General features: G+C 40.6%; 21 protein-coding genes. All 21 read left to right on the top strand.

Going from position 1 to position 14,868, the window contains the following annotated elements; all coding sequences use genetic code 11:
• The first annotated feature begins 53 nt into the window (after positions 1 to 53).
• The 21 genes from HT718_RS05855 to HT718_RS05755 all read left to right on the top strand — a co-directional run bounded on the left by HT718_RS05855 (position 54) and on the right by HT718_RS05755 (position 14,788).
• Positions 54 to 419 (top strand): DUF1033 family protein, encoded by a 366-nt coding sequence (locus tag HT718_RS05855; protein WP_173267831.1) that lies wholly within the window; start codon positions 54 to 56, stop codon positions 417 to 419.
• A gap of 76 nt (positions 420 to 495) precedes the next feature.
• Positions 496 to 1,437: a competence type IV pilus ATPase ComGA gene (comGA, locus tag HT718_RS05850; RefSeq protein ID WP_173267830.1), complete on the top strand. Its 942-nt coding sequence runs from the start codon at positions 496 to 498 to the stop codon at positions 1,435 to 1,437.
• A complete protein-coding gene (gene comGB, locus HT718_RS05845; RefSeq protein ID WP_173267845.1) occupies positions 1,385 to 2,401 on the top strand; it encodes a competence type IV pilus assembly protein ComGB in 1,017 nt (338 codons plus the stop codon). The genes comGA and comGB overlap by 53 nt, the downstream gene beginning before the upstream one ends.
• Position 2,402: 1 nt before the next feature.
• Positions 2,403 to 2,726 (top strand): comG operon protein ComGC, encoded by a 324-nt coding sequence (gene comGC, locus HT718_RS05840; protein WP_173267829.1) that lies wholly within the window; start codon positions 2,403 to 2,405, stop codon positions 2,724 to 2,726.
• Positions 2,689 to 3,123 carry a competence type IV pilus minor pilin ComGD gene (comGD, locus tag HT718_RS05835; protein WP_173267828.1) on the top strand — a complete coding sequence of 145 codons (435 nt, stop codon included), beginning with the start codon at positions 2,689 to 2,691 and terminating at the stop codon, positions 3,121 to 3,123. The genes comGC and comGD overlap by 38 nt, the downstream gene beginning before the upstream one ends.
• Positions 3,086 to 3,388, top strand: coding sequence for a competence type IV pilus minor pilin ComGE (gene comGE, locus HT718_RS05830; protein ID WP_188110781.1), 303 nt, complete (start codon positions 3,086 to 3,088; stop codon positions 3,386 to 3,388). The genes comGD and comGE overlap by 38 nt, the downstream gene beginning before the upstream one ends.
• Positions 3,351 to 3,812, top strand: a complete 462-nt coding sequence (gene comGF, locus HT718_RS05825) for a competence type IV pilus minor pilin ComGF (protein WP_173267827.1) — start codon at positions 3,351 to 3,353, stop codon at positions 3,810 to 3,812. The genes comGE and comGF overlap by 38 nt, the downstream gene beginning before the upstream one ends.
• A complete protein-coding gene (comGG, locus tag HT718_RS05820; RefSeq protein WP_173267826.1) occupies positions 3,790 to 4,203 on the top strand; it encodes a competence type IV pilus minor pilin ComGG in 414 nt (137 codons plus the stop codon). The genes comGF and comGG overlap by 23 nt, the downstream gene beginning before the upstream one ends.
• A gap of 32 nt (positions 4,204 to 4,235) precedes the next feature.
• Positions 4,236 to 4,823 (top strand): class I SAM-dependent methyltransferase, encoded by a 588-nt coding sequence (locus tag HT718_RS05815; protein ID WP_173267825.1) that lies wholly within the window; start codon positions 4,236 to 4,238, stop codon positions 4,821 to 4,823.
• Positions 4,824 to 4,883: 60 nt separating this feature from the next.
• Positions 4,884 to 5,837 (top strand): class I SAM-dependent methyltransferase, encoded by a 954-nt coding sequence (locus HT718_RS05810; protein WP_173267824.1) that lies wholly within the window; start codon positions 4,884 to 4,886, stop codon positions 5,835 to 5,837.
• A 49-nt stretch (positions 5,838 to 5,886) separates the two neighbouring features.
• Positions 5,887 to 7,077, top strand: a complete 1,191-nt coding sequence (locus HT718_RS05805; protein ID WP_033681099.1) for an acetate kinase — start codon at positions 5,887 to 5,889, stop codon at positions 7,075 to 7,077.
• 149 nt (positions 7,078 to 7,226) lie between these two features.
• A complete protein-coding gene (rnpA, locus tag HT718_RS05800; protein ID WP_000739245.1) occupies positions 7,227 to 7,598 on the top strand; it encodes a ribonuclease P protein component in 372 nt (123 codons plus the stop codon).
• A complete protein-coding gene (locus HT718_RS05795; protein ID WP_345890262.1) occupies positions 7,573 to 8,397 on the top strand; it encodes a membrane protein insertase YidC in 825 nt (274 codons plus the stop codon). Before rnpA ends, HT718_RS05795 begins: the two co-directional genes overlap by 26 nt.
• Before the next feature lie 17 nt (positions 8,398 to 8,414).
• On the top strand, positions 8,415 to 9,401 hold the full coding sequence (jag, locus tag HT718_RS05790; RefSeq protein ID WP_173267822.1) for an RNA-binding cell elongation regulator Jag/EloR: 987 nt from the start codon (positions 8,415 to 8,417) through the stop codon (positions 9,399 to 9,401).
• Between the two features lie 50 nt (positions 9,402 to 9,451).
• Positions 9,452 to 10,075: a ribonuclease P gene (locus HT718_RS05785; RefSeq protein ID WP_173267821.1), complete on the top strand. Its 624-nt coding sequence runs from the start codon at positions 9,452 to 9,454 to the stop codon at positions 10,073 to 10,075.
• A gap of 130 nt (positions 10,076 to 10,205) precedes the next feature.
• Positions 10,206 to 11,663: a PTS ascorbate transporter subunit IIC gene (locus HT718_RS05780; protein WP_173267820.1), complete on the top strand. Its 1,458-nt coding sequence runs from the start codon at positions 10,206 to 10,208 to the stop codon at positions 11,661 to 11,663.
• A gap of 23 nt (positions 11,664 to 11,686) precedes the next feature.
• Positions 11,687 to 11,968: a PTS sugar transporter subunit IIB gene (locus HT718_RS05775; protein ID WP_173267819.1), complete on the top strand. Its 282-nt coding sequence runs from the start codon at positions 11,687 to 11,689 to the stop codon at positions 11,966 to 11,968.
• A 76-nt stretch (positions 11,969 to 12,044) separates the two neighbouring features.
• Positions 12,045 to 12,530 (top strand): PTS sugar transporter subunit IIA, encoded by a 486-nt coding sequence (locus HT718_RS05770; protein WP_173267818.1) that lies wholly within the window; start codon positions 12,045 to 12,047, stop codon positions 12,528 to 12,530.
• A 16-nt stretch (positions 12,531 to 12,546) separates the two neighbouring features.
• On the top strand, positions 12,547 to 13,212 hold the full coding sequence (locus HT718_RS05765) for a 3-keto-L-gulonate-6-phosphate decarboxylase UlaD (protein WP_049550772.1): 666 nt from the start codon (positions 12,547 to 12,549) through the stop codon (positions 13,210 to 13,212).
• A 3-nt stretch (positions 13,213 to 13,215) separates the two neighbouring features.
• On the top strand, positions 13,216 to 14,079 hold the full coding sequence (locus HT718_RS05760; protein WP_173267817.1) for an L-ribulose-5-phosphate 3-epimerase: 864 nt from the start codon (positions 13,216 to 13,218) through the stop codon (positions 14,077 to 14,079).
• 1 nt (position 14,080) lies between these two features.
• A complete protein-coding gene (locus HT718_RS05755; protein WP_173267816.1) occupies positions 14,081 to 14,788 on the top strand; it encodes an L-ribulose-5-phosphate 4-epimerase in 708 nt (235 codons plus the stop codon).
• Positions 14,789 to 14,868: the final 80 nt, after the last annotated feature.

Below are 14,868 nucleotides of genomic sequence, written 5' to 3'. Positions count from 1 at the left end.
TTCCTTGTTTGGCGGAATTGGTTATAATATACGGTACAAAGGAATGAATGAATATGTATCGTGTTATAGAAATGTACGGAGATTTTGAACCTTGGTGGTTTATAGAGGGTTGGGAAGAAGATATTGTAGCAAGTAGAAAATTTGACCAGTATTATGATGCTCTCAGATACTACAAAACTTGCTGGTTTAGATTGGAACAAGAATCCCCTCTTTATAAAAGTAGAAGTGACTTGATGACCATTTTTTGGGATCCAGAAGACCAACGCTGGTGCGATGAATGTGATGAATATTTACAACAATACCATTCTTTGGCTCTTTTACAGGATGAGCAGGTTATTCCAGATGAAAAATTACGTCCAGGCTATGAAAAACAAACAGGTAAGGAAAGGCACCGTTCTTGCCGTGTGAAATTAAAATAGAGAAAAAGTAACTTTTTTGGAGTTGCTTTTTTTATTTTCCCAAATCTTTGCGAATAGTATAGGTGAGGAGGTAAGTATGGTTCAAGAAATTGCACAAGAAATCATTCGGTCAGCCCGTAAAAAAGGGGCGCAGGATATTTATTTTATCCCTAAGTTAGATGCCTATGAGCTTCATATGAGGATAGGAGATAAGCGCTGTAAAATTGGTTGCTATGATTTCGAAAAATTTGCGGCCGTCATCAGTCATTTCAAGTTTGTAGCAGGTATGAATGTTGGGGAAAAGCGACGTAGTCAGCTAGGTTCTTGTGATTATGCCTATGACCAGAAGATGGCGTCCCTACGTTTATCTACCGTAGGCGATTATCGAGGACATGAGAGTTTAGTAATTCGCTTGTTGCATGATGAGGAGCAGGATTTGCATTTTTGGTTTCAGGATATTGATGAATTGGGCAAGCAGTACAGGCAACGTGGTCTCTATCTCTTTGCTGGTCCAGTCGGCAGTGGCAAGACGACCTTGATGCACGAATTGGCTAAATCTCTCTTTAAAGGACAACAAGTTATGTCCATTGAAGATCCTGTCGAAATCAAGCAGGAGGACATGCTCCAGTTGCAGTTGAATGAGGCGATTGGACTAACCTATGAAAATCTGATCAAGCTTTCCCTACGTCATCGACCAGATCTCTTGATTATCGGAGAAATTCGTGATAGCGAGACGGCGCGTGCAGTGGTCAGAGCTAGTTTGACAGGGGCGACAGTCTTTTCAACCATTCATGCCAAGAGTATTCGAGGTGTTTATGAGCGCCTGCTGGAGTTGGGTGTGAGTGAGGAGGAATTAGCAGTCGTTCTGCAAGGAGTCTGCTACCAGAGATTAATCGGGGGAGGAGGAATCGTTGACTTTGCAAACAAAGACTATCAAGAACACCAGCCAACTAGCTGGAATGAACAGATTGACCAGCTCCTTAAAGATGGACATATCACAAGTCTTCAGGCTGAAACGGAAAAAATTAGCTACAGCTAAGCAAAAAAATATCATCACCTTGTTTAACAATCTCTTTTCCAGCGGTTTTCATCTGGTGGAGACCATCTCCTTTTTAGATAGGAGTGCTTTGTTGGACAAGCAGTGCGTGACCCAGATGCGTACGGGCTTGTCTCAGGGCAAATCATTCTCAGAAATGATGGAAAGTTTGGGCTTTTCAAGTGCAATTGTCACTCAGTTATCCCTAGCTGAAGTTCATGGGAATCTCCACCTGAGTTTGGGAAAGATAGAAGAATATCTAGACAATCTGGCCAAGGTCAAGAAAAAATTAATTGAAGTAGCGACCTATCCTTTGATTTTGCTGGGTTTTCTTCTCTTAATTATGCTGGGACTGCGAAACTATCTACTACCACAACTGGATAGTAGCAATATTGCTACCCAAATCATTGGCAATCTGCCACAAATTTTTCTAGGCATGGTAGGGTTTGTTTCAGTAGGTGTCCTTTTAGCACTAACTTTTTATAAAAGAAGTTCTAAGATGCGGGTCTTTTCTATCTTAGCACGCCTTCCCTTTTTTGGAATTTTTGTGCAAACCTATTTGACAGCTTATTACGCGCGTGAATGGGGCAATATGATTTCTCAAGGGATGGAGTTGACGCAGATTTTTCAAATCATGCAGGAACAAGGTTCCCAACTCTTTAGAGAAATCGGTCAAGATCTGTCTCAAGCCCTACAAAATGGTCAGGAATTTTCTCAAACCATAGCAACCTATCCTTTCTTTAGGAAGGAATTGAGTCTCATCATCGAGTATGGAGAAGTCAAGTCCAAGCTGGGTAGTGAGTTGGAAATCTACGCTGAAAAAACTTGGGAATCCTTTTTTACCCGAGTCAACCGCACCATGAATTTGGTGCAGCCACTGGTCTTTATCTTTGTGGCTCTGATTATCGTTTTACTTTATGCGGCAATGCTCATGCCCATGTATCAAAATATGGAGGTAAATTTTTAAAATGAAAAAAATGATGACGTTCTTGAAAAAAGCTAAGGTTAAAGCTTTCACACTTGTGGAGATGTTGGTGGTTTTACTCATCATCAGCGTGCTTTTCTTGCTCTTTGTACCTAATTTGACCAAGCAAAAAGAGGCGGTCAATGACAAAGGAAAAGCTGCTGTTGTTAAGGTGGTGGAAAGCCAGGCAGAGCTTTATAGCTTAGATAAAAATGAAGATGCTAGCTTAAGTAAGTTACAAGCAGATGGGCGAATCACAGAAGAGCAAGCTAAAGCTTATAAAGAATATCATGCAAAACAAAATAAGACTCAAACGGTCGCGGATTAAGGCCTTTACCATGCTGGAAAGCCTCTTGGTTTTGGGACTTGTGAGTATCCTTGCCTTGGGCTTGTCTGGCTCTGTCCAGTCCACTTTTGCGGCGGTAGAGGAGCAGATTTTCTTTATGGAGTTTGAAGAACTCTATCGGGAAACTCAAAAACGCAGTGTAGCTAGTCAGCAAAAGACTAGTCTAAACTTAGATGGGCAGACGATTAGCAATGGCAGTCAAAAGTTGACAGTCCCCAAAGGGATTCAGGCACCATCAGGTCAAAGTATTACATTTGATCGAGCTGGGGGCAATTCGTCCCTGGCTAAGGTTGAATTTCAGACCAGTAAAGGAATGATTCGCTATCAGTTATATCTAGGAAATGGAAAAATTAAACGCATTAAGGAAACAAAAAATTAGGGCAGTGATTTTACTGGAAGCAGTAGTTGCTCTAGCTATCTTTGCCAGCATTGCAACCCTCCTTTTGGGACAAATTCAGAAAAATAGGCAAGAAGAAGCAAAAATCTTGCAAAAGGAAGAAGTCTTGAGGGTAGCTAAGATGACCTTGCAGACAGGTCAAAATCAGGTAAACATAAATGGAGTTGAGATTCAGGTGTTTTCTAGTGAAAAGGGATTGGAGGTCTACCATGGTTCAGAACAGTTGTTGGCTATCAAAGAGCCATAAGGTCAAGGCTTTTACCTTGTTGGAATCCTTGATTGCCCTTATTGTCATCAGTGGGAGCCTACTCCTCTTTCAAGCCATGAGTCAGCTCCTCATTTCAGAAGTTCGCTACCAGCAACAAAGCGAGCAAAAGGAGTGGCTCTTGTTTGTGCACCAGCTGGAGGCAGAATTAGACCGTTCGCAATTCGAAAAAGTGGAGGGCAATCGCCTCTATATGAAGCAGGATGGCAAGGAAATTGCGATAGGTAAGTCAAAATCGGATGATTTTCGTAAAACCGATGCTAGTGGACGGGGTTATCAGCCTATGGTTTATGGCCTCAAATCCGCTCAGATTACAGAGGACAATCAGTTGGTGCGTTTTCGTTTCCAGTTCCAAAAAGGCTTAGAAAGGGAGTTCATCTATCGTGTGGAAAAAGAAAAAAGTTAAGGCAGGGGTTCTCCTCTATGCAGTGACCATGGCAGCCATCTTTAGTCTTTTGTTACAATTTTACTTGAACCGACAAGTCGCCTACTATCAAGACTATGCTTTAAATAAAGAAAAGTTAATTGCTTTTGCTATGGCCAAGCGAACCAAAGATAAGGTTGAGCAAGAAAGTGGAGAACAGGTTTATAACCTAGGTCAGGTGAGCTATCAAAATAAGAAAACAAGCTTGGTGACGACGGTTCGTACGCCTAAGAGTCAATATGAATTTATCTTTCCTTCCGTCAAAATCAAAGAAGAGAAAAGAGATAAAAAGGAAGAGGTAGCGACCGATTCAAGCGAAAAAGCGGAGAAGAAAAAATCAGAAGAGAAGGTCGAAAAGAAAGATAATTCTTAGCCAATCAAGCTACTTTGTGTTAAACTAAAAGCATGAAACATGATTTTAACCACAAAGCAGAAACTTTCGATTCCCCTAAAAATATTTTCCTTGCAAACTTGGTTTATCAAGCGGTCGAGCAACAAATTGATCTTCTACCAGACAAAGAAATTTTAGATTTCGGTGGAGGGACGGGTCTGTTAACCTTGCCCCTGGCCAAGCAGACCAAGTCTGTAACATTGGTGGATATTTCGGAGAAAATGCTGGAGCAAGCTCGTTTGAAAGCAGAGCAGCAAGACATCAAGAATATCCAGTTTTTGGAGCAAGATTTACTGGCAAATCCCTTGGAGCAAGAATTTGAACTCATTGTTGTTTGTCGGGTTCTTCACCATATGCCTGATTTGGATGCGGCTCTCTCACTGTTTCATCAACATTTGAAGGAAGATGGACAACTCCTACTTGCTGATTTTACTAAGACAGAAGCTAACCATCATGGATTTGAATTGCCTGAACTGGAAAACAAGCTAACCCAGTTTGGTTTTTCATCTGTGCATAGTCAGATTCTCTATAGCGCTGAAGACCTGTTTCAAGGAAATTACTCAGAGCTCTTTTTAACAGTAGCCCAAAAATCACTCGCCTAGTCAGGGAGTGATTTTTCTATAAGGATGGAAAAAAGAAGGGAAATTTGATAAGATAGGAGTATGGATTTTGAAAAAATTGAACAAGCTTATACCTATTTACTGGAGAATGTCCAAGTCATTCAAAGTGATTTGGCGACCAACTTTTATGATGCTTTGGTGGAGCAAAACAGCATCTATCTGGATGGTGAGACTGAGCTAGAGCAGGTCAAAGGGAACAATCAAGCTCTTAAGCGTTTAGCGCTTCGCAAAGAAGAATGGCTCAAGACCTACCAGTTTCTCTTGATGAAGGCTGGGCAGACAGAGCCTCTACAGGCCAATCACCAGTTTACGCCAGATGCCATTGCTTTGCTTTTGGTGTTTATTGTGGAAGAGTTGTTTAAAGAGGAGGAAATTACGATCCTCGAAATGGGTTCTGGGATGGGAATTCTAGGCGCTACTTTCTTGACCTCGCTTGATAAAAAGGTGGATTACTTGGGAATGGAAGTGGATGATTTGCTGATTGATTTGGCAGCTAGTATGGCAGATGTAATTGGTTTGCAGGCTGGCTTTGTCCAAGGAGATGCCGTTCGTCCACAAATGCTCAAAGAAAGCGACGTGGTCATCAGCGACCTACCTGTCGGCTATTATCCTGATGATGCCGTTGCGTCGCGCCATCAAGTTGCTTCTAGCCAAGAACATACTTACGCCCATCACTTGCTCATGGAACAAGGGCTTAAGTATCTCAAGTCAGACGGATACGCTATTTTTCTAGCTCCGAGTGATTTGTTGACCAGTCCTCAAAGTGATTTGTTGAAAGGCTGGTTGAAAGAGGAGGCAAGTTTGACTGCCATGATTAGTTTGCCTGAAAATCTCTTTGCTAATGCCAAACAATCCAAGACCATTTTTATCTTACAGAAGAAAAGTGAAACAGCAGTAGATCCTTTTGTTTATCCACTTGCTAGCTTGCAAGATGCAAGTGTTTTAATGAAATTTAAAGAAAATTTTCAAAAATGGACTCAAGGTACTGAAATATAAAATAGATTTTGTTATAATAGATGAAAACGCTTAAAAGAGGAGTCTTGTTATGACAAAAACAATTGCAATCAATGCAGGAAGTTCAAGTTTGAAATGGCAATTATACTTAATGCCAGAAGAAAAAGTATTGGCGAAAGGCTTGATTGAACGTATCGGTTTGAAAGATTCAATTTCAACTGTAAAATTTGACGGTCGTTCTGAACAACAAATTTTGGATATCGAAAATCACACACAAGCTGTTAAAATCTTATTGGATGACTTGATTCGTTTCGATATTATCAAGGCTTATGACGAGATTACAGGTGTTGGACACCGTGTTGTTGCAGGTGGAGAATATTTCAAAGAATCAACAGTCGTTGAGGGAGATGTTTTAGAAAAAGTTGAAGAGTTGAGCTTGTTGGCTCCTCTCCACAATCCAGCCAATGCAGCAGGTGTTCGTGCCTTCAAGGAATTGTTGCCAGACATTACCAGTGTAGTTGTTTTTGATACTTCATTCCACACAACTATGCCAGAGAAAGCTTATCGCTATCCTCTACCAACAAAATATTACACAGAAAACAAGGTTCGTAAATATGGTGCCCACGGTACAAGTCACCAGTTTGTAGCAGGAGAAGCTGCAAAACTCTTGGGACGTCCATTAGAAGATTTGAAATTGATTACTTGCCACATCGGTAATGGTGCTTCTATTACAGCAGTTAAGGGCGGTCAATCTGTTGATACTTCAATGGGATTCACTCCACTTGGTGGTGTGATGATGGGAACACGTACAGGAGATATTGACCCAGCTATCATTCCTTACTTAATGCAATATACAGAGGACTTTAACACGCCTGAAGACATTAGTCACGTCCTTAATCGTGAATCAGGACTAATGGGGGTTTCAGGTAAATCTAGTGATATGCGTGATGTGATTGCTGCTATGGAAGAAGGGGACCACGATGCCACTTTGGCTTATGAAATGTATGTTGACCGTATCCAAAAACATATCGGTCAATACCTTGCGGTCCTAAATGGAGCAGATGCTATTATCTTTACTGCAGGTATCGGTGAAAATGCTGCAAACGTACGTGAAGATGTCATTTCAGGTATCTCTTGGTTTGGCTGTGATGTTGACCCAGAAAAGAACGTCTTTGGCGTGACAGGAGACATTTCAACAGAAGCAGCGAAAATCCGTGTCTTGGTTATTCCAACAGATGAAGAACTAGTTATTGCCCGTGACGTTGAACGCTTGAAAAAATAACTAAAATCAGAAAAAATATTCCGTACAAGGAGTTGGGAAAGAGATTTTTCCAGCTTCTTTTTCTGATGGAAATGTCCAAAACCTTGCTATGATTGGCTTTTTTGAAAAATATGGTATAATAGTAGTAATTTAATAGATGGAGTTGAGTTTTGAAGAAAAACTTTCGTGTAAAAAGAGAGAAAGATTTTAAGGCGATTTTCAAGGAGGGGACAAGTTTTGCTAATCGCAAATTTGTTGTCTACCAGTTAGAAAACCAGAAAAACCATTTTCGAGTAGGCCTATCAGTTAGCAAAAAGCTGGGGAATGCCGTTACTAGAAATCAAATCAAGCGACGAATCCGACATATTATCCAGAATGCAAAAGGGAGTCTGGTAGAAGATGTCGATTTTGTTGTCATTGCTCGAAAAGGGGTTGAAACCTTGGGATATGCAGAGATGGAGAAAAATCTACTCCACGTATTAAAATTATCAAAGATTTACCAGGAAGGAAATGGGAGTGAAAAAGAAACTACAGTTGACTAGTTTGCTAGGACTGTCCCTATTGATCATGACAGCCTGTGCAACAAATGGGACAACTAGCGATATTACAGCCAATTCGGCTGATTTTTGGAGTAAATTTGTTTACTTCTTTGCGGAAATAATTCGCTTTTTATCGTTTGATATCAGTATCGGAGTGGGGATTATTCTCTTTACGGTCTTGATTCGTACAGTCCTCTTGCCAGTCTTTCAAGTGCAAATGGTGGCTTCCAGAAAAATGCAGGAAGCTCAACCACGTATTAAGGCGCTTCGAGAACAATATCCGGGTCGAGATATGGAAAGCAGAACCAAGCTAGAGCAAGAAATGCGTAAAGTCTTTAAAGAAATGGGTGTCAGACAGTCAGATTCTCTTTGGCCGATTTTGATTCAGATGCCGGTTATTTTGGCCTTGTTCCAAGCCCTATCAAGAGTTGACTTTTTGAAGACAGGTCATTTCTTATGGATTAACCTTGGTGATGTGGATACAACCCTTGTTCTTCCGATTTTAGCAGCAGTATTCACCTTTTTAAGTACTTGGTTGTCTAATAAAGCCTTGTCTGAGCGTAATGGAGCTACGACTGCGATGATGTACGGGATTCCAGTCTTGATTTTTATCTTTGGGGTTTATGCTCCGAGCGGAGTTGCTCTCTACTGGGCAGTGTCCAATGCTTATCAAGTCTTGCAAACCTATTTCTTGAACAATCCATTCAAGATTATCGCAGAGCGCGAGGCCGTAGTACAGGCACAGAAAGATTTGGAAAATAGAAAAAGAAAAGCCAAGAAAAAGGCTCAGAAAACGAAATAATAAGGAGGAATCTGGTAATGGTAGTATTTACAGGTTCAACTGTTGAAGAAGCAATCCAGAAAGGATTGAAAGAATTAGATATTCCAAGAATGAAGGCTCATATCAAAGTCATTTCTCGTGAGAAAAAAGGATTTCTTGGTTTATTTGGTAAAAAACCAGCCCAAGTGGATATCGATACTATTAGTGAAACGACAGTTGTAAAAGCAAACCAACAAGCTGTAAAGGGAGTTCCGAAGCAAATTAATGATTTGAATGAGCCTGTTAAAACAGTCAGTGAAGCAACGGTTGATTTGGGGCATGTTGTAGAAGCAATTAAAAAGATTGAAGAGGGAGGCCAAGGTATTTCTGATGAAGTCAAGGCTGAAATCTTAAAACATGAAAGACATGCCAGCACTATCTTAGAAGAAACTGGTCACATTGAGATTTTAAATGAATTACAACTTGAAGAAACTGCTCTCGAAGAAGTAGAAACTCCTATTATTGAAAACCAAGCCGAGCAAACTGAAAGTCAAGAACTAGAAGACTTGGGCTTGAAGGTTGAACCGAGTTTTGATATTGAACAAGTAGCTACGGAAGTAACGACTTATGTTCAAACAATTATTGATGACATGGATGTTGAAGCTACACTTTCAAATGATTATAACCGTCGTAGTATCAATTTGCAAATTGACACCAACGAACCAGGTCGTATTATTGGCTACCATGGTAAAGTTTTGAAGGCCTTGCAACTGTTGGCTCAAAATTATCTTTACAACCGCTATTCAAGAACCTTCTACATTACTATTAATGTCAATGATTATGTCGAACACCGTGCAGAAGTCTTGCAGACCTATGCGCAAAAATTGGCGACTCGTGTTTTAGAAGAAGGACGTAGTCATCAAACAGATCCAATGTCGAATAGCGAACGTAAGATTATCCATCGTATTATTTCACGTATGAATGGCGTAACCAGTTACTCTGAGGGTGATGAGCCAAATCGCTATGTCGTTGTAGATACAGAATAAGTAAAATCAGGGTTGACCTGATTTTTTGCTAGCTAGAGGAGATTAAATTAATGTTGAATAAAATAAGAGACTATCTAGACTTTGCAGGGATCCAGTATCGTAATCCAGATAAAGCGGGAGAAGAGCGAGAGAAGATGCTGGAATTGCGTTACAAAGGCCAAGAGGCTCGAAAGGCTTTTACAGAACTGGCTAAAGCCTTTCAAGCAAGACATCCAGAATGGCAACTCCAACAGACTAGCCAGTGGATGAATCAGGCTCAGCGCTTGCGACCACACTTCTGGGCTTATCTACAGCGTGAGGGGAAAGTGACAGAGCCTATGATAGCCTTGCGTTTGTATGGGACATCTACTGACTTTGGAATTTCTTTGGAAGTCAGTTTCATCGAGCGCAAGAAAGATGAGCAAACTTTGGAGAAACAAACCAAGGTATTAGAAGTTCCAGTTGTAGAAGGGATTTATTATCTAGTCTACTCTGATGATCAAAGTCAAAGATGGGAGTCGAACGAAGAAAATCGTCGTACTTTACGTGAGAAGTTGAGAAGTCAGGAAGTTCGAAAAGTGTTAGTTAAAGCAGATGTTTCTGTGACAGAAAATTCATCTGAAGAAGATTTCGTGGAAAATTTATTGAAATCTTATGATAAAATTCTTCCATTTTATCTAGCTACGAGAAACTAAGCTAATCATTAAAATATCATAAATCATACAGTCCAAGAGTGAACAGTCCGCTGTGTAATTCTTGGTCTTTTTGTTTACGCTTTCAAAGTATATAATAAACCTACAAAAACAATTCAAAAGGAGAACAATTATGGAAGTTATTTCAAGTGTTCTAAATTGGTTTTCTAGCAATATTTTGCAGAATCCCGCATTTTTCGTAGGTTTATTGGTGTTGATAGGATACGCACTTTTGAAAAAACCTGCCCACGACGTTTTCTCAGGGTTTGTTAAAGCAACAGTAGGGTATATGTTGCTCAACGTGGGTGCGGGTGGTTTGGTTACAACCTTCCGTCCGATCTTAGCAGCCCTTAACTACAAATTCCAAATTGGTGCAGCTGTTATTGACCCTTACTTTGGACTGGCTGCAGCAAACAACAAAATTGCAGCAGAGTTTCCAGATTTTGTCGGGACTGCAACTACAGCTCTATTGATTGGTTTTGGAATAAATATCTTGCTTGTAGCTCTTCGCAAGATTACGAAGGTAAGAACCCTCTTTATTACTGGGCACATCATGGTACAACAAGCTGCAACAGTATCTCTTATGGTTCTATTCTTAGTACCACAATTGCGCAATGCTTACGGTACAGCAGCGATTGGTACCATCTGTGGACTTTACTGGGCAGTTAGTTCAAATATGACTGTTGAGGCAACTCAACGCTTGACTGGTGGTGGCGGATTTGCGATTGGCCACCAACAGCAATTTGCAATCTGGTTTGTAGATAAAGTAGCAGGACGCTTTGGTAAGAAAGAAGAAAGTTTAGATAATCTTAAATTACCTAAGTTCCTCTCAATCTTCCACGATACAGTTGTTGCATCTGCTACCTTGATGCTCGTATTCTTCGGAGCCATTCTTTTAATCTTGGGTCCAGACATTATGTCTAATAAAGAAGTCATCACTTCAGGAACGTTATTCAATCCTGCTAAACAAGATTTCTTTATGTACATTATTCAAACAGCCTTCACTTTCTCAGTTTACTTGTTCGTTTTGATGCAAGGTGTCCGCATGTTCGTATCTGAGTTGACAAACGCCTTCCAAGGTATTTCAAACAAATTATTGCCAGGTTCATTCCCAGCGGTCGACGTTGCAGCTTCTTATGGATTTGGATCTCCAAACGCTGTCTTGTCTGGATTTGCCTTTGGTTTGATTGGTCAATTGATTACAATTGTCTTGCTCATCGTCTTTAAAAACCCTATCCTTATTATTACAGGATTTGTACCAGTATTCTTTGATAATGCAGCAATTGCAGTTTACGCTGATAAGCGTGGCGGATGGAAAGCAGCTGTTATCCTATCCTTTATATCAGGCGTCCTCCAAGTTGCTCTAGGAGCTCTATGTGTAGCCCTTCTCGACTTAGCATCTTACGGTGGTTACCATGGAAATATCGACTTTGAATTCCCATGGCTTGGATTTGGATATATCTTCAAATACCTTGGTATTGTTGGTTATGTACTTGTGTGTCTCTTCTTGCTTGTTATTCCTCAACTTCAATTTGCCAAAGCAAAAGATAAAGAAAAATACTACAACGGTGAAGTTCAAGAAGAAGCATAGTTTCTAGAAAAGGAGAAAATAAAATGGTTAAAGTATTAGCAGCGTGTGGAAATGGAATGGGTTCATCTATGGTTATCAAGATGAAGGTTGAAAATGCCCTCCGTAAGCTTAATCAAACAGATTTTACAGTCAATTCATGTAGTGTCGGTGAAGCAAAAGGTTTAGCAGCAAGTTATGACATCGTAATCGCTTCTCTTCATTTGATCCAAGAATTAGAAGGTCGGACTAATGGGAAGTTAATTGGGCTTGACAACTTGATGGATGATAAAGAAATCACTGAAAAACTCAGTCAAGCACTACAGTAAAAGGTTGGAGGGGGCTGGATAGAAACTGAGAGTCATCGTTTCTGTCCTTCTCCCTCTTTAAATAAAGGAGGCAGATATGAATTTAAAACAAGCTTTAATTGACAATGACTCGATCCGACTAGGTTTAGAAGCTAAAGACTGGAAAGAAGCAGTCAAGGTAGCAGTAGATCCCTTGATTGAAAGTGGAGCAATTTTGCCAGAGTATTACGATGCTATCATTGAATCGACTGAAGAGTATGGCCCATACTATATCTTAATGCCAGGTATGGCTATGCCCCATGCTAGACCTGAAGCTGGAGTGCAAAGAGATGCCTTTTCATTGATCACCTTACAAAATCCTGTTGTATTTTCAGATGGGAAAGAAGTTTCAGTTTTGTTGGCACTAGCAGCAACAAGCTCAAAAATTCACACAAGTGTAGCCATTCCACAGATTATTGCCTTGTTTGAATTAGAAAATTCTATCGCACGTTTACAGGTTTGCCAGACTAAGGAAGATGTCTTGGCGATGATTGAAGAATCTAAGGATAGCCCTTATCTCGAGGGATTGGATTTGGAAAGTTAGAAAGAGGAATAAAGAGATGACAAAAAGAATACCTAATTTACAAGTTGCATTAGATCATTCAGACTTGCAAGGTGCGATTAAAGCAGCTGTTTCTGTTGGTCAGGAAGTAGATATTATCGAAGCTGGAACTGTTTGCTTATTACAAGTTGGAAGTGAACTGGTTGAAGTCTTGCGAAGCCTTTTTCCAGATAAGATTATTGTGGCAGACACAAAATGTGCCGATGCTGGTGGAACAGTTGCCAAAAATAATGCCGTTCGTGGTGCCGATTGGATGACTTGTATCTGTTGTGCAACTATCCCTACTATGGAAGCGGCTCTAAAGGCTATCACGGCTGAACGTGGAGACCGAGGCGAAATCCAGATTGAACTTTATGGCGATTGGACTTTTGAACAAGCTCAGCTTTGGCTAGATGCTGGTATCTCACAAGCTATTTATCACCAATCTCGTGATGCACTTCTTGCTGGTGAGACTTGGGGTGAAAAAGACCTTAATAAGGTTAAAAAACTCATCGACATGGGCTTCCGTGTGTCTGTAACAGGTGGTCTAGATGTAGATACTCTCAAACTATTTGAAGGCGTTGATGTCTTTACCTTTATCGCAGGTCGTGGAATTACAGAGGCTGCAGATCCAGCAGGAGCAGCGCGTGCCTTCAAGGATGAAATCAGACGAATTTGGGGGTAAACCATGGCACGTCCAATTGGAATTTATGAAAAGGCAACCCCGACACACTTTACTTGGCTAGAACGTTTAAATTTTGCCAAGGAGTTAGGCTTTGATTTTGTCGAGATGTCTATTGATGAACGTGACGAGCGTTTAGCAAGACTGGACTGGAGCAAGGACGAGCGTTTGGAAGTTGTCAAAGCAATCTATAAAACTGGTGTTCGTATTCCTTCTATCTGTTTTTCAGGTCATCGTCGCTACCCATTGGGATCAAATGATCCAGTTCTAGAGGAAAAATCTCTAGAACTCATGAAAAAATGTATTGAATTAGCCCAAGACTTGGGAGTTCGTACTATTCAATTAGCTGGTTACGACGTTTATTATGAGGAAAAGTCACCCCAGACACGCCAACGTTTTATCAAAAATTTGAGAAAAGCTTGTGACTGGGCTGAAGAGGCTCAGGTGGTGCTTGCTATTGAAATTATGGATGATTCTTTCATCAATAGTATCGAAAAATACTTGGCTGTAGAAAAAGAGATTGACTCTCCCTACCTCTTTGTATACCCAGATATTGGTAATGTATCTGCATGGCATAATGATGTCTACAGTGAATTTTATCTTGGGCATCATGCCATCGCAGCTCTCCATCTCAAGGATACTTATGCAGTGACAGAAAGTTCAAAGGGCCAGTTCCGAGATGTAACTTTTGGGCAAGGTTGTGTCAAATGGGAAGAAGCTTTCGATATTTTAAAACAAACCAATTATAATGGACCTTTCCTAATCGAAATGTGGTCTGAAAATTGTGAAACTGTAGAAGAAACACGCGCAGTCATTCAAGAGGCGCAAGCTTTTCTCTACCCACTAATTAAGAAAGCAGGTTTGATGTAAGATGAATCAAGTAATCAATGCTATGCGTAAACGAGTCTGTGATGCCAATCAATCATTACCGAAACATGGACTTGTCAAATTTACCTGGGGTAATGTATCTGAAGTCAATCGCGAACTAGGTGTCATTGTTATCAAACCATCAGGCGTAGATTATGACGAATTGACACCTGAAAACATGGTAGTGACTGATCTAGATGGTAAGGTCCTAGAAGGGGATTTAAGACCATCTTCTGATCTTCCAACTCATGTGCAGTTATATAAGGCTTGGTCAGAAATTGGTAGTGTGGTCCACACCCATTCGACAGAAGCAGTTGGTTGGGCTCAAGCTGGACGCGATATTCCTTTCTACGGAACAACCCATGCAGATTATTTCTACGGTTCAATCCCTTGCGCCCGTAGTTTGACCAAGGACGAAGTAGAAGTGGCCTATGAAAAAGATACTGGCCTGGTTATCGTAGAAGAGTTTGAATGTCGCGGACTTAACCCGGTTGAAGTACCAGGAATTGTTGTACGCAATCACGGTCCATTCACCTGGGGCAAAAATCCAGAGAATGCTGTTTATCACTCTGTCGTACTAGAGGAAGTATCAAAGATGAATCGCTTTACAGAACAAATCAATCCAAGAGTTGAACCTGCTCCCCAGTACATTCTAGAAAAACACTACCAACGTAAGCATGGACCAAATGCTTATTACGGTCAAAAGAAATAAGAAATTGAATTGAAAAGAGGCTAGGACCTTTCGATCCAAGCCTCGCTTTTGTAATTGTAAGTATTCGTTATTAAGAGACT

The sequence above is a fragment of the Streptococcus sp. 714 genome (assembly GCF_013277115.1).
GTDB lineage: Bacteria > Bacillota > Bacilli > Lactobacillales > Streptococcaceae > Streptococcus.
The sequence above is the reverse complement of the archived record's forward strand: the minus strand, read 5'-3'. Positions and strand labels throughout refer to the sequence as shown.